This is a genomic window from Leifsonia sp. 466MF, from assembly GCF_900100265.1.
Taxonomy (GTDB): Bacteria; Actinomycetota; Actinomycetes; order Actinomycetales; family Microbacteriaceae; genus Leifsonia.
On sequence record NZ_LT629696.1, the window covers coordinates 2,251,271 to 2,276,896 of the forward strand.

The following is a 25,626-nucleotide window of genomic DNA, read 5'->3' on the forward strand; positions in this document are numbered from 1 at the left end:
GCCCAGCGCACTGCGGGAGTGGTGAAACTGGCAGACACGCAGGATTTAGGTTCCTGTGCTTCGGCGTGAGGGTTCGAGTCCCTTCTCCCGCACCGTGTACGACCCCAGGATGATCTTCTCGGGCGGATCCGAATTCGCACGCTTCGTGCAGCTTCCAGCGCATGGCCGACGCTAAACTCGGGCTCAGCTTTCCCACCGATCCCTCCTGGAGAACCGTGATCCATCACGCCGGCCTCATCCCGTGGCTCGACCCGAACACCATCATCCACTCGGCGGGTCCGTGGGCGCTCCTGGTGGTCTGCGGAATCGTCTTCGCCGAGACCGGTCTGCTGGTCGGCTTCCTCCTGCCCGGCGACACCCTGCTGATCATCTCGGGGCTGCTGACGCACACCTCGCTGGTGTTCGGGGTCGACATCTGGTGGGTCTGCCTCGCCATCGCGTTCGCCGCGTTTCTCGGCGGTGAGGCGGGGTATCTCATCGGGCACAAGGCCGGCCCACGGATCTTCGAACGCAAGGAGACCGGACTGTTCTCGATGGAGAACGTGCGGCGCACCAACCAGTTCTTCGAGCGCTTCGGGGCCCTCGCGGTCATTGTTGCCCGGTTCGTGCCGATCGTGCGCACCTTCGCGCCCGTCGCCGCGGGCGTCGGCCACATGAGCTACAAGAAGTACTCGCTGTACAACGCCCTGGGCGCACTGCTGTGGGGCGCCGGCCTGACCTTCTTCGGCTACCTGATCGGCTACATCCCGCCCGTGGCGAACTTCGTCTCGAGCTACATCGACGTCATCCTGATCGGCGCGGTCGTCATCACGCTGGTGCCGACGCTGTTCCACTACTTCCAGTCGCTGCGCAAGTCCAAGCGGAAGGCCGCCGAGAGCGCCGCCGCTCCCGCGGTTGTCGACGAGCCGGCACCCGCGCCCACGCACCCAGAGGCCTGAGCCGCCGACCGCGCCAAACGGGTCAGCGCCGCCGGGTCAGCGGTGGAATTCGTCCTCGTGCGCGGCGTGCTCCGCGGGCTCCAGCTGGAACGTGGAGTGCTCCACGTCGAAGTGCGTCGTCAGGCAGCCGGAGAGCTCGTCGAGCAGGGTGCCCGTCCGTCCCTCGCGGAACACCGCGGGCTCGCAGACGACGTGAGCGCTGAACACCGGGGCGCCCGACGTGATCGCCCAGACGTGCACGTCGTGCACGGCCACCACGCCCGGCGTGCCGAGGATGTGATCCCGGATCTCGGCCACATCCGTGTCCGCCGGCGCCGCCTCGCTCAGCACCCGCACGACGTCGCGCAGCAGCACGAACGCGCGCGGCACGATCAGGGCGGCGATCAGCAGCGATGCGATCGCGTCGGCCGGGGTGAAGCCGGTGAGCAGGATGACGACCGCCGCGACGATGACGGTGGCCGACCCGACCAGGTCGCCGAACACCTCCAGGTACGCCCCGCGCATGTTGATCGAGTGGCCGGCGGAGGGCCGGAGCAGCAGCAGGGCGCCGAAGTTGGCGACGAGTCCGATCGCCGCGACGACGAGCATCGGGATGCTGTGCACCTCGGTCTCGCCGCCCACCAGCCGCCCGATCGCGCCGACGGTGACCGTCACCGCGACGACGACCAGGATGAGTCCGTTGATGAGCGCGCCGAACACCTCGGCCCGACGGAAGCCGAACGTCTGCCGGTCCGTCGCCGGACGCGCGGCCACGATGGTCGCCATCAGCGCGATGATGAGCCCGGCCAGGTCGCTGAGCATGTGGCCGGCGTCCGCCAGCAGCGACAGGGAGCCGCTCACCCACGCGCCGACGACCTCGACGACGAGCACGACCGCCACGATGCCGATGGCGATCAGCAGGCGGTTGCGGTTGGCGGTGTGGCCGTGGTCGTGACTCATCTCAGCTTCTACGGTAGATAGAAGTTCGCTCCACCGCCAGGGCCCAGACCTAGATGGGAATGAGTGCCGTTCTCAGCTCTCGCCGAGCTCCCGCAGCGCCGGGACGATCGCCGACAGCGCTCGGGCGCGGTGGCTCTCCGCGTTCTTCGCCGAGGGCTCCAGCTCCGCCGCCGTCACGTCGTGTCCGTCCGGCACGAAGATCGGGTCGTAGCCGTGCCCGTTCTCCCCGCGCGGCTCGCGTGCGATGCTTCCGGGCCAGATGCCCTGGACGACGGTGGGCTCGCCACCCGGCGTGACGAGCGCGAGGGTAGCCGTGAAGTGCGCGGCGCGGTCGGGGCCCGGGATGTCGGCCAGCTGATCGAGCAACAGCCGCAGGTTGGCTGCCGCGTCGCCGTGCGAGCCCGCCCAGCGGGCGGAGAAGATCCCCGGAGCGCCGCCCATCACATCCACGCAGATGCCCGAGTCGTCGGCGAGTGCGGGGAGCCCGGTGTGGGCGACGGCGGCGCGCGCCTTGATCAGCGCGTTCTCCTCGAAGCTGACGCCGTCCTCCACCGGCTCGGGGCCGTCGTAGGCGACGATCTCGAGGCCAGGAACCTCCCGCCCGAGGATCTGCTGGAACTCGCGCGCCTTGTGCTGGTTGTGCGTTGCGAGGACGACGCGGACCACGCTCAGGCCTCCGCGGCCGCCGCGGCCGGGGCGAGGGCCGCCGTCTGGATGCCCGCGAGCTCGGTCGTGCCGGCGAGCGCGAGGTCGAGGAGCGAGTTCAGCTCGCCACGGTCGAACGGCGCGCCCTCCGCGGTGCCCTGCACCTCCACGAAGAGGCCGCGGCCGGTCACGACGACGTTCATGTCGGTCTCGGCCCGCACATCCTCGACGTAGGCGAGGTCGAGCATCGGAGTCCCGTCGATGATGCCGACCGAGACCGCGGAGACCGAGTCGATCAGCGGCGTCGCCTTCTGCCCGATGAAGCGGTGCTCGCGACCCCACTCGAGCGCCTCCGCGAGGGCGACGTAGGCGCCGGTGATCGCGGCGGTGCGTGTGCCGCCGTCGGCCTGCAGCACGTCGCAGTCGAGGACGATCGTGTTCTCGCCGAGCGCCTTCATGTCGACGACGGCCCGCAGGCTGCGCCCGACCAGACGACTGATCTCGTGCGTGCGGCCGCCGACGCGTCCCTTGACCGACTCCCGGTCCATGCGCTCGTTCGTCGAGCGCGGAAGCATGGCGTACTCGGCCGTGACCCAGCCGCGGCCCTTGCCCGACATCCAGCGCGGAACGCCGTTCGTGAAGGAGGCGGTGCAGAGCACGCGCGTGTTGCCGAAGGAGATGAGCGCGGAGCCCTCGGCCTGTCGGCTCCATCCCCGCTCGATGGTCACGGGACGCAGCTGGTCCGGGGTGCGCCCGTCGGCGCGGGTGATGTCGGTCACTCAGGTCTCCTCGGTGGGATCAATGGCTCGTGGGCGTGGATGGGATGGTCAGAGCGGGAGGTCGATGACCCCGGTGTGCACCAGGTCGACCTGCGAGACCTCGGGGCCGATGAACCGGTGGGCCAGGCGCAGGAAGGTGTCGGCGTCCGAGCCGGTGGCTTCGTAGTGGATGGTCGGCGGCAGCGGCGAGCGGCGCTCGAGCCCCTGGCCGACGAGGGTGCGGTAGACGTCCTTGGCGGTCTCGGTGTCGCTGGAGACGAGGGAGACGCCCTCCCCCATCACGTACGAGATCGCGCCCTTCAGGAACGGGTAGTGCGTGCAGCCGAGCACTAGCGTGTCGACGTCGGCGTCGCGGAGCGGCTGCAGGTACTCGGCGGTGACCCGCAGCACCTCCTCGCCGCTCGTGACGCCCGCCTCCACGAACTCGACGAACCGCGGGCACGCCTGCGTGAACAGCTGGAGGGTCGGTGCGGCAGCGAAAGCGTCCTCGTAGGCGCGGGAGGCGATGGTGCCGACCGTGCCGATCACCCCGACCCGGCCAGTGCGCGTCGCGGAGACGGCACGCCGGACAGCCGGCTGGATGACCTCGATCACCGGCACGTCGTAGCGCTCGCGCGCATCCCGCAGCATCGCGGAGGACGCGGTGTTGCACGCGATGACGAGCATCTTGACGCCCTGGTCGACGAGGAAGTCGAGCACTTCGAGCGAGTAGCGGCGTACATCGGCGATCGACTTCGGCCCGTACGGGGAGTGCGCGGTGTCGCCGACGTAGAGGATGGACTCGTTCGGCAGCTGGTCGCGGATCGCCCGGGCGACGGTCAGCCCGCCCACACCCGAGTCGAAGATCCCAATCGGCGCATCCGTCACAGCACTCCAGCCTACCGGTCCGGTGGCGCACGGAGGCGTGAGTAGGCCGGGTGGCGTGAGTAGGCTGGCGACGTGACCGAGAGAGCCGCGTCCTCCGCGCTACTGACCGACCGCTACGAGCTCACGATGCTCGACGCCGCGCTGCTCGCCGGCACCCACGACCGCGAGTGCGTGTTCGAGGCGTTCACCCGCCGGCTTCCCGATGGACGCCGTTACGGCGTGCTGGCCGGCACCGGACGGCTCTTGGAGCTGATCGAGCAGTTCCGGTTCCAGGATGCCGAGCTGCAGTTCCTGCGCGACAACCACGTGGTGCGCGACGAGACCATCGACTGGCTCGCCGACTACCGCTTCTCCGGCACGATCCGCGGCTACCGCGAGGGCGAGCTGTTCTTCCCCGGATCGCCGTTCTTCATCGTGGACGCCCCCTTCGCCGAGGGCGTCATCCTCGAAACCCTCCTGCTGAGCGTCTTCAACTACGACTCCGCCGTGGCCTCGGCCGCCGCGCGCATGGTGGCCGCGGCGGCCGGGCGCCCGCTGGCCGAGATGGGCTCACGCCGTGCGAACGAGCGCTCGGCGGTCGCTGCCGCCCGCGCCGCCTTCATCGCCGGGTTCTCGGCGACGTCGAACCTCGAGGCCGGGCGCACGTGGGGCGTGCCGACGATGGGGACCGCGGCCCACGCCTTCACTCTCCTGCACGACTCCGAGGAGGACGCCTTCCGGGCCCAGGTGGATGCGCTCGGCCCCGGCACCACGCTCCTGGTCGACACCTTCGACGTCGAGAAGGCGATCGAGACGGCCGTGAAGGTGGCCGGTCCGGAGCTCGGCGCCGTGCGGCTCGACTCGGGCGACCTGCCCAAGCTGGTCAAGCAGGTGCGCCAGCAGCTCGACTCCCTCGGCGCCACGAAGACCCGCATCACCGTCACCAACGACCTCGACGAGTTCACGATCGCGGCCCTCGCCGCCTCCCCCGTCGACTCCTACGGGGTCGGCACCTCCGTCGTGACCGGCTCCGGACATCCCGCCTCCGGCATGGTCTACAAGCTCGTCGCCCACCGCAGCGGCGACGGCGGCGAGTGGATCTCCGTCGCCAAGAAGTCGGACGGCAAGGCCAGCATCGGCGGCCGCAAGCACCCGATCCGCCGGCTCGACGCGCGCGGGACGGCGGTGGCCGAGGTGGTGCACATCGTCGAGAAGGGAGACACGCCGGACGACAGCGGGCGCGACCTCCTGGTGCCGCTGATCACGGACGGCGAGGTGCACCGCGAGCACCTGGGCGTCGAGGGGACGCTCCGGGCGCGCGAGCACCGCGCGCTCGCCATGGCGGAGCTGCCGGACGAGGCATTCCGTCTGGGCCGCGGCGACCCCGTGCTGCCCACCCTCTTCGGCTGAGCCCGGCCGGGCGACGTGGCCGAGGGCTACTCGCCCTGCAGGCCCTCGTAGATCTCGCGGCAGGTCGGGCACACCGGGAACTTCTCGGGGTCGCGGTTCGGCGTCCACATCTTGCCGCACAGCGCCTTCACCGGCTTGCCCGTGAGAGCCGACTCGAGGATCTGCTCCTTCTTGACGTAGTGCGAGAAGCGCTCGTGGTCGCCCGGCTCCTGGTTCTGCAGGAGCTCCTCGAGCTCGCGGTCGAGCGTCGTCGCCCCGCCGCCGCTCGGCTGGCCGCCCGGCTCGGAGATGCTCGCTTCGTTCATGCCACCAGTTTAGACGCCGTACGGGAGGATGCGTCGGGGATGCCCGACAAGCGCCCGCTCAGTCGTTGCGGTTCGCGAAGGCCATGATCTCCGGCCCGCGGCGGTCGAACACCCGGCCGCCCAGCCAGATCCCGAAGAACAGGGTGGCGAAGCCGATCAGCACCGCCGCCACCGGCGCGATCGCCAGCCAGAACACGTTGACGGTGATCCCGAGAATGAGGAACACCAGCACGGGCGAGGCGAGGATCAGGATGGCGAAGAAGCTCAGCGACTGGACCAGCGCCGCGGAGGCGCCCGAGGTCTGCGGCTGCGTGAACGCGCTGTCGCCCGGTTTCGTCGCCGGGTACGGGAACAGCGCGGACGAAATACTGGAGAGGCCCAGGCCGATGACCAGGATCGCCCCGCTCAGCGCCGCGACGGACGGCAGCACGGCCCAGTCGCCGAAGACGATGGTCGTGGCGATGGAGCCGACCACGAGCACCGGAATGCCCACCACGACCGGCGGGAACATCCGCCCGGCGCGGTCCGCCATGCCGCGCGTGCCCGACACGAGGTGCAGCCAGATCGCGGTGCTGTCGTAGGCCAGGTCGTTGTGGATGCTCCAGCCGAGGAACAGGCACACCAGCGGCAGCGGCACGAGGGCGATGAAGTGCCACGGGAGCCCGGCGAGGGCGAGGGCGACCACCACCGCGACCGGGATCACCGGGATGAGGACGATCGACACCCAGTAGCGCGCATCCCTGCCCCAGTAGGTCATCGAGCGCGCGGCGATCGCGGCGGTCGGGCCGCCGGGCAGCCGGTCGAACCAGCCGAGGCCGTGGTAGTCCTTCGACCGCTGCTCGCGTTCTGGCGACGCGACGACGTAGGCGACGAGCGCCGTCCAGCCGAGCCAGAGCAGGCCGAGCGTGACGAGCGCGATGATCAGCTGCAGCACGGCAGCGCCCCAGTCGCCCTGCGCGGCCGCGCCGGGCGCCGACCACATGGCGCCGAGCGGCGTCCACGCGAGCCAGCCGGCCGCGCCGCCGAGGGCTCCGAGACCGTCGCGGCCCCAGTCGACCGTGACGAGCAGGAGCAGCACCGGGCCGATGAGCACGAGCAGCAGGATGCCGATGACGCCGCCCGCCTCGCGGGAGCGGCGCGTCGAGAGCATCGAGTGGGCGATCGCGGTCGTGACGCGTGAGGCCAGCACACAGGTGAGCACCACCACGACCGCGCAGATCAGGGCGACCAGCACCGTTCCGGGGTTCTGCGACCACGTGACGACCGTGGTCGCCGCGCAGATGATGAGCACGAGCGACGGGATGCCGAGCAGGCCGGCCAGCAGCAGGCCGGTGGCGAGCGATCGGTTCGGGATGCCGAAGAGCGCGAACTCCCGCGGGTCGAGCGTGTCGTCGACGCCGAAGAGCAGCGGGAGCAGGGCGAACCCGGCGAGCACCACCGACCCGATGACGACGAGGACGCTGTGCGTCGCCGCGACATCCGGGACGAGCCGTGCGGCGACCAGCGAGCCGACGACGAGGACGGTGATGAAGCCTCCGTAGAGCAGCCCGATCACCAGGCCGAAGATCTGCCACGGGCTCCGCCGGAAGGCGTTGCCCATGATCCGCAGCTTCAGTCCGAGAAACTGTGCAACCACTCCATGCCTTCCGCTGCCTTGCGACCGCCGGCCAGGTCGACGAAGCGCTCTTCGAGCGTCTGCTCGCCGCGCACCTCGTCGATGGTCCCGGAGGCCAGCACCTGCCCGCGGACGATGATGGCGACGCTGTCGCACACGCGCTGGATCATGTCCATGCCGTGACTCGAGACGACGACCGTTCCGCCCGCCGCGGTGTAGCGCTGCAGGATGTCGATGATGTTCGCCGCCGACACCGGGTCGACCGACTCGAACGGCTCGTCGAGAACGAGGAGCCGCGGCGAGTGGATCATGGCGGCGGCCAGGGCGATCTTCTTGGTCATGCCCGCGGAGTAGTCGGCGACGAGGCGGTCGAGGGCGTCCTCGATCCCGAACGCGGCGGCGAGGTCGCCTGTCCGAGCACGGACGGTCTTGGCGCTCAGCCCGCGCAGGGTGCCCGCGTAACGGAGGAACTGGGCGCCGGTGAGGCGGTCGAACAGCCGGAGCTTGTCCGGCAGCACGCCGATGATGTGCTTCGCACGGACCGGCTCCGCCCAGACATCGACGCCGTGGACGACGACGCGGCCGGCGTCCGGCCGGAGCAGCCCGGTGACGATCGAGAGCGTCGTCGTCTTACCTGCGCCGTTCGGTCCGACGATCCCGTAGAAGGATCCTTCCGCGATGTCGAGGGTCACCCCGTCGACGGCGACCGTGTCGCCGTAGCGCTTCTGCACACCGCTGATGGTCAGCACCGTCGGCCGGGTCTCCGCCGGTTTCGGCGCCTCCAGCACGACGGTCGGGGCGGCGCCCGCCGCGGCCGTCTCGGTCTTCGTGCGTGTGCTCTGCCGCGGCTTCGCCGCGGTCGTTCTCGTCCGCGGAGCGCGCGTGCTCGTGCCGGCGGCGGCCGCAGCCGTCTTCGCCGGGGCACGCTTCGCCCGTGGTGCCGGGCCGGTGTCGGCCCCGCCCTGCGCGGTCGTCGGCTCTGCAGCCTCCGCCATGGTGTCCCCCCTCTGTGATCCCCGTTTCGCCGTCTCCGCCGCTTCCGTCGCCCGACCCTCCTCGGGCTCGGTGCTCTGGGGACGCGCGTGCTCGGAACTCACCCCGCTAACGTACCAATACCCACGCGCCTGCGTACCCCCCGCACGAGCGTGACGCGATCGGTCTGCTCCGAATGTCCTGTGAGGAACATAACGACCCAACAACGACATCCGTCAACCCCTGCCCCCCGTGTATGCCCCCCGGTAGTCTGTGGGAGGCATGAAGGGGTGTCTAAACGCGTAAGCGCGGATGAATTCCTGGGTGAGCCTCTCCCGGGCGAGGCCGGCGGCGACGAAGGAAGTCGCTGCACAGGCCGGGCCGCGTAGGACAAGGAGATGATTGTGACGACCCAGGTAGTGATTCTCGCGGCCGGCATGGGAAGCCGACTCGGACGGAGCCTTCCGAAGCCGCTGACCGAACTGAACGACGGCCGCACCATCATGCAGCAGCAGTTCGACAACATCCACGCGGCGTTCGGCAAGGACGCCCAGGTGACGATCGTCGTCGGCTACAAGCTGGAGCACATCATCGAGGCGTTCCCCGACGCGCAGTTCGTCTACAACGAGCAGTACGACCAGACCAACACCTCCAAGAGCCTCATGCGCGCCCTGCAGGCGTCGGGCCCCGGCGGCGTGCTCTGGATGAACGGCGACGTGGTCTTCGACCCGGCCGTCCTCGTGCGCGGTGCCGCCATGGTGGCCCGCGACCAGACCTTCGTCACCGTGAACACCTCGTCCGTCGCGGACGAGGAGGTCAAGTACACGACCGGCCCGGAGGGCTACATCCAGGAGCTGTCCAAGACCGTCAAGGGCGGTCTCGGCGAGGCGGTCGGCATCAACTACATCTCCTCCGGCGACAAGGCCGCCCTGCTGCGTCAGCTGCAGCGCGTCGGCGACCAGGACTACTTCGAGCGCGGCATCGAGCTGGCGATCGAGCAGGACCGCCTGCTGGTCGAGCCGGTGGACATCTCGGACCTGTACGCCGTCGAGGTCGACTTCCAGGAGGACCTGGAGCGCGCGAATCTTTTCGTATAGTCGGATGTCGGCGTGAGCTTTCACGCGGCTTCGATCAATACGATGGGTTCTCGTGACCAGTATCCCGACTGAAGTGCGCCCTGCGCAGCGTTCGCGCTTCTCGCGCTACCGGCACTCGCTCTGGCTGCTGACCAAGCGCGACCTCCGCGTCCGCTACTCGACGAGCGTCCTCGGCTACCTGTGGTCGATCCTCGATCCGCTCGTGATGAGCGCGATCTACTGGTTCGTCTTCACGGTCATCTTCAAGCGCGATGTCGGTGAGAACCCCTACATCGTGTTCCTGCTCGCCGCCCTGCTGCCGTGGATGTGGTTCAACGGCGCCGTCTCGGACAGCACGCGGGCGTTCATCCGCGAGGCGAAGCTGATCCGCTCGACGATGATCCCGCGGACCATCTGGGTGAACCGGATCGTTGCGTCCAAGGGCATCGAGTTCCTGCTGTCCTTGCCGGTGCTGGCGTTCTTCGCCGTGCTCACGGGCGCGCGCCTCAACGTCGACGTGCTGCTGTTCCCTGTCGCGATCCTCATCCAGACGGTGCTGACCATCGGCGTCGGGCTGATCGTGGCGCCGCTCGTCGTGTTCTTCCGCGACCTGGAGCGCGCCGTGAAGCTGGCACTCCGCTTCCTCTTCTACGCTTCCCCCATCATCTACAGCGCCCGCGACCTGCCCGGCGGGTGCGGGGCAGGCATCGCCGCGCGGCACTGCGCCGCCTACCTCACCGCCCATCCCGGCGCGCAGACGGACGTGCTGTTCTCGCTGCACTTCTGGTCGGCGTTCAACCCGCTCACCGGCATCTTCAGCCTCTACCGCTCGGCGTTCTTCGCCGAGGAGCTGGACTGGTTCCTGGTCGGTGTCAGCGCGGCGATGTCACTGGTGCTGCTGGGGATCGGCTGGCTCGTCTTCAAGCACTTCGAGCGCGACGTCCTGAAGGAGATCTGAGTGCCCCCCGTCATCGCCGTCGACGGTCTCGGCGTGCGCTTCCGCCGCAATCGCGGAGCCCGCCGCTCGTTCAAGGACCTCTTCTCCACCCGCGAGCGCCGGGTGCGCCCGGACGACTTCTGGGCGCTCCGCAACGTCAGCTTCGACGTGCAGCCGGGTGAGGCGATCGGCGTGGTCGGCCGCAACGGCCAGGGCAAGTCGACGCTGCTGAAGCTCGTCGCCGGCGTCATGCTGCCGGACGAGGGAACCGTGACCGTGCGCGACGGCGTCGCCCCGCTGATCGAGATCACGGGGGGATTCGTCGACGACCTCACGGTGCGCGACAACGTCTACCTGACGGCCGGCCTGCACGGCATGACCCGCTCCCAGATCGACGAGCGGTTCGGCGAGATCATCGACTTCGCCGAGATCGGCGACTTCGTCGACACCCCGTACAAGCACCTGTCGAGCGGCATGAAGGTGCGCATCGCGTTCTCCGTCATCTCGCAGCTGGAGGAGCCGGTGCTGCTCGTCGACGAGGTGCTGGCCGTCGGCGACCGCGGCTTCCGGGAGAAGTGCTACCGGCGCATCGAGGAGCTCCTCGCGGGCGGGAGGACGCTGTTCTTCGTCTCGCACAACGAGAAGGACCTGCGGCGCTTCTGCGAACGCGGGCTCTACCTCGACAAGGGCGCGCTCGTGCTCGACGGACCGATCGGGGATGTCCTGGAGCTGTACAACGCCGACTACGGCACCTAAGTTCGAGCGTTCTCCCCAGGGCGTGAAACCGTCCCCAGAAAAGATTTCGGCGGGTTCTCCCCGGAAGTGGTGTTCGTGCCCGATTTCGGGGCGTCGAGCGTCGGAGGGGCTGGTTAGCGTCGTCGCATGAATCGTCTCCGGTTTCTTCGCAGCCCCTCTCCCGCCCCTCGTCCGCGCCGCCTGGCGTACCCCGTCCCGTGGCGGGTCGACCGCTCCGCGGCACCCCACTACCGCCTGGTCAATGCGGGGAAGGAGACGCTCAACGGGTTGACCCTGAGCGTCTCCGGAAGCGCGCGGCTGCGGGTCAGCGCGCCCAGCTCCGTGCCACCGGGCGAGGCGGTCCGGGCGAGCCTCTCCGGCCCGGAGCCGGCCCGCGACACCGTGCTGGTCGTGCGGTGGTTCCCGCCCGACGGCCGCGAGTACCTCTGGCAGATCAGCTTCTGACGAGAGCTCTCCGGGTCGCACGCGCGGCCCGGAGGGCTCCCGCGGAATACGGGTATCACCGGCATTTTCTGTGACCAACGCGTGAGGTTCGATGTTCGGGGTGCTCGTGCTCTGGAGCAGAAGGGGCGTTCGGCTCTTCACTGATGAACTATGAAGAACCCCGCAGGGACCGCCGCCCTCCTGCTCGGCGAACGCATCCGTCGTGCCCGTGTCCGCCTGGGCCTCAGCCAGGAGGCGATCGCGAGTCTCGCCGCCATGCACGTGACCAACTTCGGCAAGATCGAACGCGGAGGGGCGAACCCCAGCCTGCTGACGATGATGCGCATCGCGGCGGTGCTCGGGACCGACGTGTCGACGCTCACGCAGGACATCTCGACCGAACACCTGCCGAGCGACGTCCGCGTACTGTCGGCTCGCGAGTACCTGAGCGCACGGGAACGGCGTCGCCGGTCGTCTTGATCGGGAACCGGCCTACACTCTGAGGAGATGGCTAAGAAGCAGCAACCGATCATCTCCGTCACCGGAGGACCGTCGCGCGGCGGAGACACCCCGCGCGCGGTGAACACGACCCTGGACCGCTTCCTCGGCATCCAACGGCCGGTCGTGGTGGCCCACCTGCGCAGCATCCGCCGCCGTCACCCGGGCGCGTCGGCGGACGAACTGGCCCGCATCCTCGAACGCCGGTACCTCGCCGCCGTGACGAGTGGTGGGGCCGCGGTCGGAGCCACCGCCGTCATCCCGGCGATCGGCACCGGCATCACCCTGGCCCTCTCCGGGCTGGAGACGGCCGGTTTCCTGGAGGCGACCGCCCTGTACGCGCAGTCGATGAGCGAGCTGCACGGCATCGCCGTCGACGACCCCGAGCGCGCCAGAGCCCTGGTGCTCACGATGATGCTCGGCAAAGAGGGATCCGACCTCGTGCGTCAGCTGGCCGGCCAGTTCGGCGGGGGCGGCGTGACCCGCACTGCCTACTGGGGCGAGCTCGTCACCTCGACGCTTCCGAGCATGGTCGTCGGTCCGCTGGTCGACCGGCTGAAGAACACGTTCATCCGCCAGTTCGCGGTGCGCGGCGGGGCGAGCATCCTCGCCCGCGCCATCCCGTTCGGCGTCGGCGCCGTCATCGGCGGCACGGGCAACAACATCCTCGGGCGACGCGTCGTGCAGAACGCGCGTCTCGCGTTCGGCCCGCCACCGCTCGTCATCCCCGAGGTCCTCACCCCGAACGAAGGCCCGGGAGCGGTGCGTCGCCTCGGTACGGCGACCGGCACGCGCGTGGTCCGGGTGGGCACCGTGCTCCGGGGCGCACTCCCCCGCCGCGGCCGGCGGAAGGATGCGCCGACGGAGGCCATCGAGTCCGAACTGCCGCGGGGTCCGTACGTCATCGAGTCCGGCCCCTCCGGCGCTCCGGCCGACGCGCGCACAGGCGGTGGGACCGCCGCTGAGGGCTCCGCAGACGACGGCGAGGCGGGAAGCCGGCGCCAGGTCGGCTGACCGCATCCACGCGGCGCCACCGGGTGTTCAGACGATCGGTGGCCGTCCTGCTGCCGTCATCCGCGCCACGGTCCTCCACCGCAGCGGGCGTCGCTCGCCCGGGTCGGTGCGCCAGCCCTCGGCCCAGCCGCCGAACCACGCACGCAGGACGGCGGGCTTGCGGAACCAGCGCAGCAACTGGATGCCGGTCCACGATCCGACATAGAGCGGGATGAGCACAGCCGGGAGGTTACGGCGGGCCAGCCACACGCGGTTCCGCGCGTTGAGCCGGTAGTAGTACGAGTGCCGGGTCGGCGACACGGACGGATGCTCCGCCACGAGGTCGCCCGCGTACCAGACGCGCTTGCCCTGGTCCCAGACCTTCCACGCGAGGTCGATGCCCTCGTGCGCATAGAAGAACGGATCGGCCCAGCCGCCGGCCTGCTCGAAGACGGCACGCGGGAGGACCACGGCGGCCTCGAGCACGGCGAACACATTGCTCGAGCGCTCCGGGTCGCCCTTGCGGATGCGCGGGATCCAACGCCGGGGCGCCGGGGCGCCGTCGGGCACGCGAAGCCGGGGCTGCAGCATCCCGATGCCGGGGTCATCGCGGAGCTTGGCGACGGCGTCCGCCAGGAACGTGCGCGACGGGATGTCGGCGTCGTCGTCGAGGAAGAACAGCCACTCGCCGTGCACCAGCGGCACCCCGGCGTTGCGTCCGGCGGGGATGCCCACGTTCTCGGGCAGGGCGAGCACGTGCACCCCTGCGGGAAGCGCCAGGTCTGCGGTGGCCGGGTCCCACCCGTTGCCGACCACGACGACGTCGGTGGTCACGCCCTCCTGGGCGAGCACCGACTCCACGCCGCGGCGCAGCTCGACCGGCCGGGCGCCCTGCGTGAGCACCACGACCGCGACCGCGGGCAGCTCAGCCACGGACCCGCCGCGACGCCATGATGGTCACGAAGTGCCCGATCAGCGCCAGGATCGACAGCGGGACGAGCGCACAGAGCAGGATGCGGTCGGCGAGCGTCGCGCCGATGAACAGGCCGACGATGGAGAAGACGAAGATCAGGATGGTGAGCTCCACCGAGTGGTACAGCCGGTGGAACGGGAGGAACTTCGCCGCACGCCGCAGCGTCGCGATGAGCCCGTGCGTCGGCGCGTACTCCGACTGCGTGTCGGCGAGCTTCGGCAGTCCGGCGTTGGCGCGCGCCACGCGCACCATGTCGTTGAGCGCCTTGTTGAGCACGATCACCAGGGCGAGCAGGGTGCCGAGGTTCGTCCAGAGGAAGTCCTCCGGCGTCTCCAGCGGATAGCCCGCCGCGCGGATGCCGAGGACGATCGCGATCAGGGTCTCTGTCGAGTAGTGGCCGACGTTGTCGAGGAAGATGCCCGCGGGCGACGACGTGCGGCGCCAGCGCGCCACCTCGCCGTCGCAGCAGTCCACCAGCATCTGCAGCTGGCCGAGCACCAGTGCGAGAGCCGCGCCGGCGATGCCCGGGATGAGCAGGGCCGCGGCGGTCGCCCATCCCGTCAGGATCATCAGGCCGGTCACGCCGTTCGCCGAGATCGAGGTCTTGAGCAGCACCCAGGTCAGATACGGCGACAGGTTGCGGAGGTACAGCGAGGCCGTCCAGTGCTCCGCGTTGCGGCGTCCGCGCACCTCTGGGGGCTGCGCGACGGCCTTCAGCTCGGCGATCGAGGACGGACGGGCGCCGTGCGCCGCAGGTCCGGGTGCGGTCATTCCTACCTTCCCGTGTGGGCCGTGATGTTGCGGGTGAGCGACAGGTATCCGAGGACGAAGCCGATCCCCCAGCTGAAGTGGATGCACGGCAAGACTACGAGAAACCACAGGAACGGGCGAAAACCGTCGCGTCGCCCCCAGAGCAGCGCGGAGACCACGACGATCACCACGTAGAGAGCCGGGATGGCGAAGCCCCAGAGCAGCCACGGCGCGGCGCCGAGGAGGGCCTGGATGATGCCGACGATACCGAGCACCGTGCCGACGGCGACGCCCACCACCATCACGGGCGGCGCGAAGTAGCGCAGCCCATTGGATGCCGGGAAGCGCCGCGCGAGCTCGCCCCGCCAGATGCCGGTGGAGAAGAACTGCCGGGCGAGCCGGTACAGGTTCGGGCGGGGGCGGTAGGTGACCTTGAGCCGCGGCGTGAACCAGACTGTGCCACCCGTGGTGCGGAGGCGCCGGTTGAGCTCCCAGTCCTGGCCGCGCTTGATCTCCTCGTCGAAGAGCCCCACCTCGATCAGGCGATCGCGGCGGAACACGCCGAGATAGACCGTCTCGGCCGGACCGGCCTCGCCGCCGACATGCAGCTTCGTGCCGCCCAGGCCTACACGGCTCCCGTACGCACGCGCGACGGCGCGCTCGAAGTCGGTGGTGCCCTGCGCATCCATCAGTCCGCCGACGTTGTCTGCGCCCGTCTCCAGGATGGTCTCCACGGCGACCCGCGCGTAGTCCGGCGGAAGGACGCTGTGCGCGTCCACCCGGATCACGATCGGGTACTGCGACTCGCGGATGGCGAGGTTCAAACCGGCGGGTGTCGAGCCCACGACGTTGTCGACGACCCGGATGCGGCTGTCGACAGCGGCGAGCTCCTCGACCAACTGGGTCGTGCCGTCCATGCTCGGACCGAGGGCGATGGTGACCTCGAACGGCCCGGCGTAGTCCTGCGCCAGAAGGCTGTCGACGGCGGCCCGCACATGGGTGACCTCGTTGAGCACGGGCATCACGTACGAGACACCGGGGAGGGTGTTCACGATGTCGTCCGGCATCTGGTCCTTCGCTGTAGCGGGTCGGCGTCGAGCCTATCAGCCGGGTCTGCGGCTCAGCCGGGAACGGGGAAGGGCCGTCCCGCGCCTGCGGGACGGCCCTTCTCGGTGTGCTGGATCGGCGCGATCACTCGGTCGGGAGGGACCCCAGCGTCACGGTCGCGGTCTTGGTCTGACCGTCGCGGATGTAGGTGACGTCGACCTTCGAGCCGGCCGCCTGCGCGCGGACCTGGGCGGTCAGGTCGGTGGCGTCGGTGATCGGGGTGTCGTCGAGGTTCACCACGATGTCGCCGGCCTTGAGGCCCGCACCGGCCGCGGCGCCGCCGCTGGTGACGCTCTTGATCAGTGCGCCGACCGTGGTGGCCTTGCTGTCAGTGCTCGCGTCGGCGACCGAGGCGCCCAGCAGGCCGTGCGTGGCGGAGCCGCTCTTGATGATCTCGTCGGAGACGCGCTTGGCCAGGTTCGACGGGATGGCGAAGCCGACGCCGATGCTGCCGGACTGCGAGCCGTCGGAGCTGGAGCCGCCCGCGCTGGCGATGGCGACGTTGACGCCGATCAGCTCGCCCTTGCTGTTGAGCAGCGCACCACCGGAGTTGCCCGGGTTGATGGACGCGTCGGTCTGGATGACCGGGAGCGAGATCGTTCCGGCGCTCTGCTGCTGTTGCTGCTGCTGACCGCCCTGGTCGGGGAAGTCGAAGTTGAACGGGTTCTGGCTGCCGCCGTCGCTGTTCGAGTCGTCCTTCGGAGCGGCCGAGGAGGCGATGCTGATGCTGCGGTTGAGCGCGCTGACGATGCCGTCGGTGACCGTGCCGGAGAGGCCGAGCGGGGCACCGATGGCGACCGTGGTGTTGCCCACGTTGAGCTTGCTCGAGTCGCCCCAGCTGATCGGGGTCAGCCCGGACGCCTTGTCCAGCTTGATGACGGCGAGGTCGGTGGTCGGGTCGGTTCCGACGATCTTGGCCGTGTAGATCTTGCCGTCGTTGTCGGTGACCGTCACGTTGACGTTGGCCGCCTGGCCGTCGAGCGTCACGACGTGCGTGTTGGTGAGCACGTAGCCGTCGGAGGTCAGGATGATGCCGGAGCCGGTGCCGCCGGAGCTCGACGCGCTCACCGAGATGGTGACGACGCTCGGGGACGCCTTGGCGGCGACCGCGGTGATGGTGCTCGCGTCGTTGGAGTCGTTCACCGTGATGTTCTGCGGGCCGGAGACGGTCTTGATCGTCGCGTTGCCGCCGTCGGTGGCGGCGTAGATGCCGACACCCGCTCCGGCGCCGGCGATGCCGCCGACGAGCGCGCCGATGGCGAGCGTCGCGATGATGAGGCCGGTGCTGCGGTTCTTGGCGGGCTTCGCCGGAGCCGTAGCGGTCGCGGCGCCCGGTGCGCCGGCGTAGCCCTGCTGGTGGGCGTTGGGGGCGTAGGGCTGCTGCGGCTGCTGGCCGTACCCGCCGGGCTGGCCGAAGGCGCCGTTGCCGTAGTGCGGCTGCTGGGGCTGCTGCTGCTGGCCGTACGGCTGCCCGTAGGTCTGCGGCTGGTGCTGCTGCGCCTGGTACGGCGCGCCGGTGGGCTGCGGAACCGTCGGCTGCGCGGCGGTGGGCTGCGGAACCGTCGGCTGCGCGGCGGTGGGCTGCTGCTGCGCCGGCTGCGCGGCGGTGTCGCCGGTGCTCTGCGCGGCCGGGGCGGTCCATCCGGCTCCGGCTGCGGGAGCCTGCTCGGCCGGGGTCTCGGCCGCGGGGGTCTGCGCCGCCGGAGCGGCGGGGGTCTCGGACGGCGCTGCGGGGGTCGCGGCGCCGGTGTGCTCGATGCTGGTGCGCTCAGTGCCGGCAGCATCCACGACCGCGTCGGTGTCGGCGTCGTGCTGGGGCTTCGCGGGCTCCGGGGTGTTCGGGGTGTCGGTCATGGTGTTGCTCCTTCCAAGCACAGACAGCTTGGGATGCGAACCTGGGCGTTCTATTTGCCGTTGCTGTGGGCGACCTTCTGCGTGTCGATGACTCTCCCCAACGTACCCAATGGGTTGGATGCGAGTAAGGCCGTAGCGTTGTCCTATGACGATCACGGGAGGCTGGCGGCGCGCCGCCACGGGTGCAGGACTGCTCGGAGCCGACGGCTCCGTGCGGCCGACGATCTTCGCCGAGATGAGCGCGCTGGCGTCGAGGACGGGCGCGATCAACCTCGGCCAGGGGTTCCCGGACGAGGACGGACCCGCCGCGGTGCTGGAGGCGGCCGTGGCGGCCATCCGCGACGGCGAGAACCAGTACCCGCCCGGGATGGGCATTCCCGACCTCCGCCTGGCCGTCGCCGAGCACCAGAAGCGGTTCTACGGCATGGAGCTCGACCCGGACCGGGAGGTGCTCATCACCGCCGGCGCGACCGAGGCGATCGCGGCGACGCTGCTCGCGCTGCTCGAACCGGGCGACGAGGTGGTCACATTCGAGCCGTACTACGACGAGTACGGCGCCGTGATCGCACTGGCGGGCGGCGTGCACCGCACCGTCCCGCTGGAGCCGCCGGCCTTCCGCCCCGACCTCGACCGGCTGCGCGAGACGGTGACCGACCGCACACGCGCCATCCTCGTGAACACACCGCACAATCCCACCGGCAGCGTGCTCGACCGGGAGACGCTCACCGCGATCGTGGAGCTGGCCGAACGGCACGACGCCGTGATCGTCACCGACTCCGTCTACGAGCACCTGACGTTCGGGCCAGAGCACATCCCGATCGAGACGCTGCCGGGTGCCCGGGAGCGCACGATCGCGATCTCGTCCGGTGGCAAGACCTTCAACACGACGGGCTGGAAGATCGGCTGGCTGACCGCCCCTCCGGAGTTCGTCACCGCGGTGCTCGCCGTGAAGCAGTTCCTCACCTACGTGAACGGCGCGCCGTTCCAGCCGGCGATCGCCGCGGGGTTGCGGCTCCCGGACGCCTACTTCACCGGCATCGCCGAGGCTCTGGGCCACAAGCGGGATGTGCTCTCCGCCGGGCTCGCCGCCGCCGGCTTCGGCGTCTTTCCTTCGGACGGGACCTACTTCGTGGTCGCCGACGCAGCCCCGCTCGGCTTCCCGGAGGGCGTCGAGCTGTGCCGTCGGCTGCCGGAGCTGGCCGGAGTCGTCGCGGTGCCGCTCGGCGCGTTCAGCCGGGGCGAGTATGCGGCGCGGACCGCATCCCTGGTCCGGTTCGCGTTCTGCAAGCGCATCGACGTGCTCGAGGAGGCGGCACGGCGTCTCGCCGCGTTGCCTCGCTGAGCGATCGGCACCGGCAGGAGCACCGGCACCGATCGATCCATCACTGGCGGAGTTCGCCGGCGAACAGCTGCGCCGCCCGAAGCCGGCCGCCGATGTCGGCGACGCACTGTTCGAACACGGCCTTGGCCTTGGTGGCGCCGATCGCCCCGCCGCTCACCGCCGCGCCCACCTGGTCGCGCGACAGCCGGGCGACCAGGCGCCCCTCCTGGTCGACCTGGAAGCGCAGCAGGAAGGTCATCCGCAGCTGCGACCCGGCGAGCCCGCCGAAGAGGACGGTCATGGCGGTGCTCCCCCGCTGCACGGTGAACGCGCCGTTCGGCGCCGGCGTCACCGCGAAGCCCTGCCCGCGCAGGGCGTCGAGGACGATCCCGCGACCCTGCTCGTGGTCGCCGGTGAGGAAGAAGTCGTGCGTCGTCGCCATCAGAGCGGACTCACCCGGTAGCGGCGCAGGGCCAGTGCGGGATTGCGCTCCCGCACCTCGCGCACCCGCGCGACGGACACGTCGGCGACGGCGACGCCGGTCGTGTCGGCGAGTCCGGCCAGCGTGACCCCCATCGGATCGAGGATCGCGCTCGCGCCGACCCCGATCGACGGCGGGTGGTCGGCCGCGGCGACGTAGAGGGTGTTCTCGATGGCACGCGCCGCGAGCAGCGTCGACCAGTGGAACTCCTTCAGCGGGCCGCGCACCCATTCGGCGGGCACAGCAACCAGCAGCGCGCCGGCGTCGGCGAGGCGACGCGTCACCTCCGGGAAGCGCAGGTCGTAGCAGGTCTGAAGGCCGACGGTCACGCCGTCCACCTCGAAGGTCTGCGGCTCGTCCAGGTCGCCCGGGACGACCCACTCGGACTCCTTCGCCCCGAACGCGTCGTAGAGATGCTGCTTGCGGTACGTCGCGAGCACGTCGCCCGACGGACCCACCGCGACGAGGGTGTTCGAGAACCGGTGCGCCTGATCGGTGCGCTCGACGAGGCCGGCCACCACGAACAGCCCGTGCTCGCGGGCGGCGGCGGAGAGGGAGCCGACGAAGTCGCCGTCGAGCGGCTCGGCGTTCCGGGCGAACGACGGCCCGAGCGGATCGGTGAAGTAGGAGGCGTACTCGGGCAGGATCACGAGGCGGGCGCCTCGGGAGGCCGCGACCGCGATGAGGCCGGCGACCACATCCCGGTTGTGCACCCGGTCGTCGCCCGGCGCGAACTGGGCGACCGCGACCGCGATGGTGCGGTCGTCGACGGTGAGCTCTGCAGGCCGGTCGGTCATGGCGCCACCTCCACGTGCGGGATCGCCTCGGTCACGGGCCGCGGTGTCTCCACCGGCAGGACGATGCTGATGGACGTTCCGACCCCCTCCTCGCTGGCGATGTCGAGGCGGCCGCCGTGAGCGGTCACGATCGCCTTCGTGATGGTGAGACCGAGTCCGACGCCCGGGACCGCGTTGCGGGTCGCGGTGGACGCACGGAAGAAGCGCTGCGACAGCTGGCTCAGCTCCACGGCGGGGATGCCGATGCCGGTGTCCCTCACGGCGATCACAGCCTCGTCGCCCTCGTGGCGCAGCGCCACGGTGACGGTGCCGCCGGACGGCGTGAACTTGAGCGCGTTCGAGACCAGGTTGTCGACCGCCTGGCCGAGCCGGAGCGTGTCGCCCCGGACATCGACGGTGTGATCGGGGACTTCGGCGACCAGGGTCACGCCCGCGTTCGCGGCGACCGGGCGGGCGGACTCCACGGAGGCGGAGACCACGGTGTTCAGCTCGACGCCCTTGATGTCGAGCGGGAACCGCCCGGATTCGACCTGTGCGGTGAACAGCAGGTCGCCGACCAGGCGAAGCAGCCGGTGCGCGTTGCGCTCGGCGACGGCCAGATACTGTAGCTGCTCCTCCGACAGCGGATCCTCGTCGTCGTCGCGCAGCAGCTCCAGGTAGCCCAGGATCGAGCTGAGCGGCGTCCGCAGCTCGTGCGAGATGAGGCCGACGAACTCGTCCTTGAGCCGGGCGAACTCGCGCGCCTCGGTCATGTCGGTCGCCACGAAGATGAAGCCGACCCGGTGGCCGTTCTCGTCGATGCGCGGTGTCGCCGCCACCTGGACGACGACGCGCTTGCCGTCCGGCCGCACGTACGTCCAGTCGCGCACATCCGCCGATCCGGCACGGACGGTGTCGACCAGGGCCGAGAAGTCGTCGGTGCTGGAGACGGTCGTGAAGCGCGCATCCATATCCTGCAGCCGCTCCGCGAGCTCGGACGACAGGTGGAAGTCGATGATGTGGTACTTGCCGTCGAGCACCTGCTTCTCGGTCAGGCCGAGCATCTTCTCCGCGCCGGGGTTCCACACGTCGATGAGGCCGTCGAGGTCGGTGCCGATGACGGACTGCTCGGTCACGGCATTCCAGATGCTCTGGATGAGGCGGTTCGCGGTCTTCAGCCTCGCCTCGTTGAGCACCAGCTCGTCCTGCGCCTGCACGGCCTGGGCGAGGAGCTGCTGCTGCTGCTCCCCCGACTGACGGGCGGCGGCGAGCTGGACCCGCATCCGGTGCGCGATCTCGTTGATGACGATCGCGACGATGAGGTAGATCACCGGCGAGAAGAAGGCGCGGACGATGTCACCGGCGGTGTGGGCGACGCCGTCGACCACCAGCGGCGCGAGCAGCACGACGAAGGTGGTGAGCGCCGCGATGAGGATGTTGATGCGCCCCGCCTCGGAGGCGATCCAGACGAAGGGCAGCAGGGTCAGGACCGCGAACGGCGAGGCGGCGGACCCCGTCCCGAGCCGCAGCAGCCCGACGGCGAGCAGCGACAGGACCGGGATGACGACCGCCCACTCCGGATGCAGATGCCGCCACGGGATGACGAGCGAGAAGACGGTCGCGACGACCACCAGGGCGATGCCGGCCAGGAACAGCGGGGCGTTCGTGATGGGAACGCCGTTCGGCAGGGCGGCGATGAGCGCGGCGATCGCGAAACCGACGATCGTCGGGACCTGCTTCATGAACGCCGAGGGCGAATCCAGCGGGATGCGGCTGAGCCACCGGTCGAGGGTCATGCGGGCTCCCCCAGTTCGAGCATCTCGCGGATGCGGGTCGACAGCACGCGCGGGCTGAACGGCTTGACGATGAAACTGTCCGACCGGTCGGCGACGACACCGTGGTCCGTGAGCAGCTGGACCGACGCCGACACCATGAGGATGAGCGTCGAACGTGTGATGTCGTCCGCGCGGATCGCCTCGGCCACCTCCACGCCGTTCAGTCCGGGCATCGAGATGTCGAGGACGGCGAGGTCGATCCCGCCGGCCTGGACGGCGGCAAGGGCGGCGGAGCCGTTGTCGACGGCCGCGACGATGTCAACGCCCGCACGATTCGCGGCGATCGCCATCAGGTTCCGGATGTCGTCGTCGTCGTCCGCGATCACGATCCGCTTGCGCTCAGACATGGAGGAACACCGTTCGGACGACGACGATCGCGGCACAGATGAGCAGCGCGATCCCGCCGTAGAGCGGGAGGCGGAACTCCCAGCGGCGGTCGCGTTCCAGCTCGGCCTGGATGCGCTCGCGGAGTTCGCCGGAGGGCTCGGCGGCGTCCCCTGCGGACGGTCCGGACGAGTGTCGGGCTGGGCTCACCGTGCGTCCTCTTTCTCCACGTCCACCCGGGCGGCGGCTTCGTCCAACAGAACGGGGACGCGGTCGTAACGGCCCACGTCGGCGGCGACATGGCTGTCCGTGGAGGCGACGATACGCGCTCCGGCGTCCAGCAGCGCCGCGATGGCGTCCGGGCCGGGGCAGTTCCACTTCTCGTTGACCTCGACGATGGTCCCGGTCGCCGCGGCGGCCTGAGCCCAGGCCGCCAGTCGCTGCTCCCCGAGCCGCGTCTCGTCGAGGCCGACCTTCGGCAGGATCGAGAACCAGTGCGCCAGCTGCGCGTGCGGAGTGCGCTCCATCGCGCGGATGCTTCCCTCGATGAGCAGGTCGAGCGCGTCGTCGTCCGACAGGCCGGCGTCGAGCCGCTCGCGCGTGGCCGTGGGCGACCACGGGCCGTCCGTGCCGGGGAACTGGTGGTCGCCGATGACGACGGCATCCACCCCGCCGGGGCCGACGACCAGGCCGGGCGGGGTGTCGACGGCGCCCGACGCATCCAGCAGCTTCGCCTCCACCCCGGTGAGCACCGTCAGACCGTCCGGGACGCGCTCCCCCGCGACCGCGGAGAGGAACTCGGGGACCCAGCTCGTCGAAGCGCGCACATGGTCGGTGAGGCGGATCGTCCGCAGGCCGACGGCGGACGCCGCGGCGATGTTCTCCGCCAGGGTGCTCCGCGCGTCGTCCGAGAACGTCGAGTGGACGTGGAAGTCGCCGTGCAGCAGCGCGGGCAGCCGGCCGGCCTCCGTCGCGCTCACTCCTCCGGACCCTCCGCGTGCGCCGCGTTCTCGGAGACGAGCACGTCGCCGGGAGCGAGGAAGACGTCCTCCAGGAACCGGACGTTGGCTAGCTCCTCGAAGTCGACGGCCGACGGCACGGGCCGGCCGAGGACCAGGTCGAGCAGGAGGGACGGCATGTCGACCCCGGCCGCGATGGTCAGCGGCATGGCACCGGGGAAGCGCGGGTTCACCTCGAGGAGCGCCGGGATGCCGTCGGCGCTGTACCGCAGTTGCACGTTCGCGACGCCCGTGAGGCCGATCGCGCGGGCGACTGCCGCGGCGGTGTCGGAGAGCTCGGCCCGCCGCACCGTGCGTCCCGCGATCGAGACGCCCGAGTCCACGCGCTCCCGCGACCGCGGGACGGCCGCGATGACGTTGCCGTCGAGCCCCGCGAGGACGTCGACGGAGAACTCCTCGCCGGGCAGGTTCTCCTGGATGATGATGCTCTCGTCGGTGCCGAGGGCCTCCAGGGTGCCGCGATCCGCGATGAGGCGGACGCCCCGTGATCCGGCGCCGCTGCGCGGCTTGATGATGACCGGGAAAGTCCAGTCGGCGCCGACGCCCTCCCCGTTCAGCAGCCGCGTGACCGGCACGCGCGCCTGGTCGCCGACCCGCTGGACGAGGGAGAACTTGTCGAGGCAGGTCACCAGGGTGTCGTGCGAGGGCGCGGCCAGCTTCGTGCCGACCGCCTCGAGCTCGTCGCGGCGCGCGGCGAGCCCCGGGAGCTCGACGTCGACCGTCGAGAACAGCACGTCGATGCCGTCCTCCCGGCTCATGGCGATGAGCGCATCGACGAAGCCGTCCGAGCGCCCGGGCGGCACGATCCGCCTGCGCCCCTCCTCCACCAGATACAGGCCGCTGGCCCATCCGTCCATGTCGGCCGCGTAGACCTCGACATCGTCGCGGGCCAGCAGCGAGCGGATCACCGCGACGCCGGCAGGGCCGCCGGCTCCCGTCACCAGGACACGGGTACGGGTGGAATCGGTCATTCAGCGGTCCTGTTCAGTCGGTTTCCCGCGACGCGCGCGTCGGAGTGGATGGCGGAGGCGGGCACCGAGATGTCGGCGGTGTCGCGCATGACCTCCAGCGGCTCGCATGTCTTGCCGCCGCCGAAGCGCGACCAGTAGCGGGCCGTCGCGAGCACGAAGTCCGGCTCGAGATAGTCGCGCAGTTCGGTCTGCGAGCGGAAGCAGTCGATCAGCTGCAGCTTGGTCTCGGTGAACCCGTCGATCGGGACGAAGCGGGTGGGACGGAAGTCGATGGTGGCGGACGGGCTCTGGTAGCAGCAGACGGTCCGCACCGACCGGGTGGCGACGTTCGTCGCGGCGTGCACCGCGCGGTGGTCCTGATGGCGGTCGTGCGACGAGTGCGTGTAGACGATGTCCGGCTGGATCTCGGCGACGACGCGCTCGATGATGCCGACCGTCGGATCCGCCGCCGAGATGTGGGTGTCCTCCAGGTCTTCGAGGAACAGCCGGGCGCCGAGCAGCTCGGCCGACGCGAGGGACTCGTGCTGCCGGTCGTCGGCGTCGCCGCCGCGAGCGCCGCGCGACAGCGTGAGGATCACGACGTCGTTGCCGGCGTCACGGTGCGCCGCGAGGATGCCGCCGACGCCGATCTCGACGTCGTCGGGGTGAGCACCGATCGCGAGCACCACCTGGCGGCGCGCTGCGGCTCGCTTGACGCGCCCTTCTGCGGCGAGACGGTTGACGATCGCGACCAGCTCAGCCGAGGCGACCGGTTTGCTCAGGAACTCGTCCGCCTGGGCCCGAAGCGCCGAGACCGCGTAGTCGACCGAGACGTGCGCGGTCATCACGACGACCGGCATGCCCGGATACTGGGCGCGCAGTTCCTTGAGCAGGTCGAGGCCGGTGATGCCGGGCATCTCGATGTCGGTGATGACGAGGTCCGGCTCGAACTCGGCGATCGTCGCCAGGGCGATGGAGGGATTCGTCACCGCGATCGCGACCGCATCCGCGCGCTTCTCCAGCACGGTCTTCATGAAGAAGGCGACATCGGGGTCGTCCTCGACCACGACCACCCGGTACTTCGTCACGACACTCGCCATCGCA

General features: G+C 70.3%; 28 protein-coding genes and 1 tRNA gene. 10 read left to right on the forward strand and 19 right to left on the reverse strand.

What is annotated here, in order from left to right; translation table 11 throughout:
• Nucleotides 1–12 precede the first annotated feature (12 nt).
• A tRNA-Leu gene (locus BLR91_RS10745) sits at nucleotides 13–92 on the forward strand.
• A gap of 69 nt (nucleotides 93–161) precedes the next feature.
• Entirely contained in the window at nucleotides 162–938 is a 777-nt protein-coding gene (locus BLR91_RS10750; protein WP_231371057.1) for a DedA family protein, read from the forward strand.
• Between the two features lie 36 nt (nucleotides 939–974).
• Here BLR91_RS10750 and BLR91_RS10755 read toward each other — a convergent pair whose 3' ends face one another.
• The 4 genes from BLR91_RS10755 to murI all read right to left on the reverse strand — a co-directional run bounded on the left by BLR91_RS10755 (nucleotide 975) and on the right by murI (nucleotide 4,168).
• Complete coding sequence (locus tag BLR91_RS10755; protein ID WP_089875349.1) at nucleotides 975–1,877, reverse strand: cation diffusion facilitator family transporter; 903 nt, start codon at nucleotides 1,875–1,877, stop codon at nucleotides 975–977.
• 72 nt (nucleotides 1,878–1,949) lie between these two features.
• Complete coding sequence (rdgB, locus tag BLR91_RS10760) at nucleotides 1,950–2,543, reverse strand: RdgB/HAM1 family non-canonical purine NTP pyrophosphatase (protein ID WP_089875348.1); 594 nt, start codon at nucleotides 2,541–2,543, stop codon at nucleotides 1,950–1,952.
• A 2-nt stretch (nucleotides 2,544–2,545) separates the two neighbouring features.
• A complete protein-coding gene (gene rph / locus BLR91_RS10765; protein WP_018190515.1) occupies nucleotides 2,546–3,301 on the reverse strand; it encodes a ribonuclease PH in 756 nt (251 codons plus the stop codon).
• Nucleotides 3,302–3,349: 48 nt separating this feature from the next.
• A complete protein-coding gene (murI, locus tag BLR91_RS10770) occupies nucleotides 3,350–4,168 on the reverse strand; it encodes a glutamate racemase (protein ID WP_018190514.1) in 819 nt (272 codons plus the stop codon).
• Between the two features lie 72 nt (nucleotides 4,169–4,240).
• On the opposite strand from murI, the gene BLR91_RS10775 reads away from it, so the two are divergent.
• Entirely contained in the window at nucleotides 4,241–5,557 is a 1,317-nt protein-coding gene (locus BLR91_RS10775; protein ID WP_089875347.1) for a nicotinate phosphoribosyltransferase, read from the forward strand.
• Between the two features lie 26 nt (nucleotides 5,558–5,583).
• Here BLR91_RS10775 and BLR91_RS10780 read toward each other — a convergent pair whose 3' ends face one another.
• Genes BLR91_RS10780 through BLR91_RS10790 form a run of 3 tightly spaced genes read right to left on the reverse strand, consistent with a single transcriptional unit; the run spans nucleotide 5,584 to nucleotide 8,472 of the window.
• Entirely contained in the window at nucleotides 5,584–5,862 is a 279-nt protein-coding gene (locus BLR91_RS10780; protein ID WP_018190512.1) for a DUF3039 domain-containing protein, read from the reverse strand.
• Between the two features lie 58 nt (nucleotides 5,863–5,920).
• On the reverse strand, nucleotides 5,921–7,498 hold the full coding sequence (locus tag BLR91_RS10785) for a hypothetical protein (protein WP_231918887.1): 1,578 nt from the start codon (nucleotides 7,496–7,498) through the stop codon (nucleotides 5,921–5,923).
• Entirely contained in the window at nucleotides 7,474–8,472 is a 999-nt protein-coding gene (locus BLR91_RS10790) for an ABC transporter ATP-binding protein (RefSeq protein ID WP_089875345.1), read from the reverse strand. Before BLR91_RS10790 ends, BLR91_RS10785 begins: the two co-directional genes overlap by 25 nt.
• A gap of 381 nt (nucleotides 8,473–8,853) precedes the next feature.
• Here BLR91_RS10790 and BLR91_RS10795 point away from each other — a divergent pair, with 381 nt between their 5' ends.
• From BLR91_RS10795 to BLR91_RS10815, 6 genes are all read left to right on the forward strand, one after another.
• Nucleotides 8,854–9,546 (forward strand): phosphocholine cytidylyltransferase family protein, encoded by a 693-nt coding sequence (locus BLR91_RS10795; RefSeq protein WP_026307130.1) that lies wholly within the window; start codon nucleotides 8,854–8,856, stop codon nucleotides 9,544–9,546.
• Between the two features lie 73 nt (nucleotides 9,547–9,619).
• The gene (locus BLR91_RS10800) at nucleotides 9,620–10,483 is read left to right on the forward strand and encodes an ABC transporter permease (RefSeq protein ID WP_018190508.1); all 864 of its coding nucleotides are present in this window, start codon (nucleotides 9,620–9,622) and stop codon (nucleotides 10,481–10,483) included.
• Nucleotides 10,484–11,218, forward strand: coding sequence for an ABC transporter ATP-binding protein (locus BLR91_RS10805; protein WP_018190507.1), 735 nt, complete (start codon nucleotides 10,484–10,486; stop codon nucleotides 11,216–11,218).
• A gap of 126 nt (nucleotides 11,219–11,344) precedes the next feature.
• Nucleotides 11,345–11,662, forward strand: coding sequence for a hypothetical protein (locus BLR91_RS20005; RefSeq protein WP_157695062.1), 318 nt, complete (start codon nucleotides 11,345–11,347; stop codon nucleotides 11,660–11,662).
• A 150-nt stretch (nucleotides 11,663–11,812) separates the two neighbouring features.
• Nucleotides 11,813–12,121, forward strand: a complete 309-nt coding sequence (locus BLR91_RS10810; protein WP_020075110.1) for a helix-turn-helix domain-containing protein — start codon at nucleotides 11,813–11,815, stop codon at nucleotides 12,119–12,121.
• 27 nt (nucleotides 12,122–12,148) lie between these two features.
• Nucleotides 12,149–13,153 carry a hypothetical protein gene (locus BLR91_RS10815; RefSeq protein ID WP_089875344.1) on the forward strand — a complete coding sequence of 335 codons (1,005 nt, stop codon included), beginning with the start codon at nucleotides 12,149–12,151 and terminating at the stop codon, nucleotides 13,151–13,153.
• A gap of 27 nt (nucleotides 13,154–13,180) precedes the next feature.
• Here the strand turns inward: BLR91_RS10815 and BLR91_RS10820 are convergent, their stop codons facing one another.
• The 4 genes from BLR91_RS10820 to BLR91_RS10835 all read right to left on the reverse strand — a co-directional run bounded on the left by BLR91_RS10820 (nucleotide 13,181) and on the right by BLR91_RS10835 (nucleotide 17,816).
• A complete protein-coding gene (locus tag BLR91_RS10820; protein ID WP_089875343.1) occupies nucleotides 13,181–14,065 on the reverse strand; it encodes a glycosyltransferase family 2 protein in 885 nt (294 codons plus the stop codon).
• Nucleotides 14,058–14,876: a CDP-alcohol phosphatidyltransferase family protein gene (locus BLR91_RS10825; RefSeq protein ID WP_018190502.1), complete on the reverse strand. Its 819-nt coding sequence runs from the start codon at nucleotides 14,874–14,876 to the stop codon at nucleotides 14,058–14,060. The genes BLR91_RS10820 and BLR91_RS10825 overlap by 8 nt, the downstream gene beginning before the upstream one ends.
• Nucleotides 14,877–14,878: 2 nt before the next feature.
• Nucleotides 14,879–15,922 (reverse strand): glycosyltransferase family 2 protein, encoded by a 1,044-nt coding sequence (locus tag BLR91_RS10830; protein WP_089875342.1) that lies wholly within the window; start codon nucleotides 15,920–15,922, stop codon nucleotides 14,879–14,881.
• A gap of 124 nt (nucleotides 15,923–16,046) precedes the next feature.
• Nucleotides 16,047–17,816: a S1C family serine protease gene (locus BLR91_RS10835; RefSeq protein WP_089875341.1), complete on the reverse strand. Its 1,770-nt coding sequence runs from the start codon at nucleotides 17,814–17,816 to the stop codon at nucleotides 16,047–16,049.
• Nucleotides 17,817–17,961: 145 nt separating this feature from the next.
• On the opposite strand from BLR91_RS10835, the gene BLR91_RS10840 reads away from it, so the two are divergent.
• Complete coding sequence (locus BLR91_RS10840; RefSeq protein ID WP_089875340.1) at nucleotides 17,962–19,158, forward strand: pyridoxal phosphate-dependent aminotransferase; 1,197 nt, start codon at nucleotides 17,962–17,964, stop codon at nucleotides 19,156–19,158.
• A 40-nt stretch (nucleotides 19,159–19,198) separates the two neighbouring features.
• Here BLR91_RS10840 and BLR91_RS10845 read toward each other — a convergent pair whose 3' ends face one another.
• Genes BLR91_RS10845 through BLR91_RS10880 form a run of 8 tightly spaced genes read right to left on the reverse strand, consistent with a single transcriptional unit; the run spans nucleotide 19,199 to nucleotide 25,622 of the window.
• Entirely contained in the window at nucleotides 19,199–19,579 is a 381-nt protein-coding gene (locus tag BLR91_RS10845) for a hypothetical protein (RefSeq protein ID WP_089875339.1), read from the reverse strand.
• Nucleotides 19,579–20,415 carry a carbon-nitrogen hydrolase family protein gene (locus BLR91_RS10850; RefSeq protein WP_089875338.1) on the reverse strand — a complete coding sequence of 279 codons (837 nt, stop codon included), beginning with the start codon at nucleotides 20,413–20,415 and terminating at the stop codon, nucleotides 19,579–19,581. Before BLR91_RS10850 ends, BLR91_RS10845 begins: the two co-directional genes overlap by 1 nt.
• Nucleotides 20,412–22,190, reverse strand: a complete 1,779-nt coding sequence (locus BLR91_RS10855; RefSeq protein WP_089875337.1) for a sensor histidine kinase — start codon at nucleotides 22,188–22,190, stop codon at nucleotides 20,412–20,414. The genes BLR91_RS10850 and BLR91_RS10855 overlap by 4 nt, the downstream gene beginning before the upstream one ends.
• Nucleotides 22,187–22,576 (reverse strand): response regulator, encoded by a 390-nt coding sequence (locus tag BLR91_RS10860; RefSeq protein WP_089875336.1) that lies wholly within the window; start codon nucleotides 22,574–22,576, stop codon nucleotides 22,187–22,189. Before BLR91_RS10860 ends, BLR91_RS10855 begins: the two co-directional genes overlap by 4 nt.
• Nucleotides 22,569–22,763, reverse strand: coding sequence for a hypothetical protein (locus tag BLR91_RS10865; RefSeq protein WP_089875335.1), 195 nt, complete (start codon nucleotides 22,761–22,763; stop codon nucleotides 22,569–22,571). Before BLR91_RS10865 ends, BLR91_RS10860 begins: the two co-directional genes overlap by 8 nt.
• On the reverse strand, nucleotides 22,760–23,533 hold the full coding sequence (locus tag BLR91_RS10870; RefSeq protein ID WP_089875334.1) for a PHP domain-containing protein: 774 nt from the start codon (nucleotides 23,531–23,533) through the stop codon (nucleotides 22,760–22,762). Before BLR91_RS10870 ends, BLR91_RS10865 begins: the two co-directional genes overlap by 4 nt.
• Nucleotides 23,530–24,543: an ATP-grasp domain-containing protein gene (locus BLR91_RS10875; protein ID WP_089875333.1), complete on the reverse strand. Its 1,014-nt coding sequence runs from the start codon at nucleotides 24,541–24,543 to the stop codon at nucleotides 23,530–23,532. Before BLR91_RS10875 ends, BLR91_RS10870 begins: the two co-directional genes overlap by 4 nt.
• Nucleotides 24,540–25,622: a response regulator gene (locus BLR91_RS10880; protein WP_089875332.1), complete on the reverse strand. Its 1,083-nt coding sequence runs from the start codon at nucleotides 25,620–25,622 to the stop codon at nucleotides 24,540–24,542. Before BLR91_RS10880 ends, BLR91_RS10875 begins: the two co-directional genes overlap by 4 nt.
• Nucleotides 25,623–25,626 lie beyond the last annotated feature (4 nt).

Excerpts from the sequence above, each read along its gene's own strand:
- BLR91_RS10750 (WP_231371057.1), top strand. The coding sequence starts at position 162 with ATGGCCGACGCTAAACTCGGGCTCAGCTTTCCCACCGATCCCTCCTGG.
- BLR91_RS10755 (WP_089875349.1), bottom strand. The coding sequence starts at position 1,877 with ATGAGTCACGACCACGGCCACACCGCCAACCGCAACCGCCTGCTGATC.
- BLR91_RS10780 (WP_018190512.1), bottom strand. The coding sequence starts at position 5,862 with ATGAACGAAGCGAGCATCTCCGAGCCGGGCGGCCAGCCGAGCGGCGGC.
- BLR91_RS10790 (WP_089875345.1), bottom strand. The coding sequence starts at position 8,472 with ATGGCGGAGGCTGCAGAGCCGACGACCGCGCAGGGCGGGGCCGACACC.
- BLR91_RS20005 (WP_157695062.1), top strand. The coding sequence starts at position 11,345 with ATGAATCGTCTCCGGTTTCTTCGCAGCCCCTCTCCCGCCCCTCGTCCG.
- BLR91_RS10810 (WP_020075110.1), top strand. The coding sequence starts at position 11,813 with ATGAAGAACCCCGCAGGGACCGCCGCCCTCCTGCTCGGCGAACGCATC.
- BLR91_RS10815 (WP_089875344.1), top strand. The coding sequence starts at position 12,149 with ATGGCTAAGAAGCAGCAACCGATCATCTCCGTCACCGGAGGACCGTCG.
- BLR91_RS10825 (WP_018190502.1), bottom strand. The coding sequence starts at position 14,876 with ATGACCGCACCCGGACCTGCGGCGCACGGCGCCCGTCCGTCCTCGATC.
- BLR91_RS10830 (WP_089875342.1), bottom strand. The coding sequence starts at position 15,922 with ATGCCGGACGACATCGTGAACACCCTCCCCGGTGTCTCGTACGTGATG.
- BLR91_RS10835 (WP_089875341.1), bottom strand. The coding sequence starts at position 17,816 with ATGACCGACACCCCGAACACCCCGGAGCCCGCGAAGCCCCAGCACGAC.
- BLR91_RS10840 (WP_089875340.1), top strand. The coding sequence starts at position 17,962 with ATGACGATCACGGGAGGCTGGCGGCGCGCCGCCACGGGTGCAGGACTG.
- BLR91_RS10845 (WP_089875339.1), bottom strand. The coding sequence starts at position 19,579 with ATGGCGACGACGCACGACTTCTTCCTCACCGGCGACCACGAGCAGGGT.
- BLR91_RS10850 (WP_089875338.1), bottom strand. The coding sequence starts at position 20,415 with ATGACCGACCGGCCTGCAGAGCTCACCGTCGACGACCGCACCATCGCG.
- BLR91_RS10855 (WP_089875337.1), bottom strand. The coding sequence starts at position 22,190 with ATGACCCTCGACCGGTGGCTCAGCCGCATCCCGCTGGATTCGCCCTCG.
- BLR91_RS10860 (WP_089875336.1), bottom strand. The coding sequence starts at position 22,576 with ATGTCTGAGCGCAAGCGGATCGTGATCGCGGACGACGACGACGACATC.
- BLR91_RS10875 (WP_089875333.1), bottom strand. The coding sequence starts at position 24,543 with ATGACCGATTCCACCCGTACCCGTGTCCTGGTGACGGGAGCCGGCGGC.
- BLR91_RS10880 (WP_089875332.1), bottom strand. The coding sequence starts at position 25,622 with ATGGCGAGTGTCGTGACGAAGTACCGGGTGGTCGTGGTCGAGGACGAC.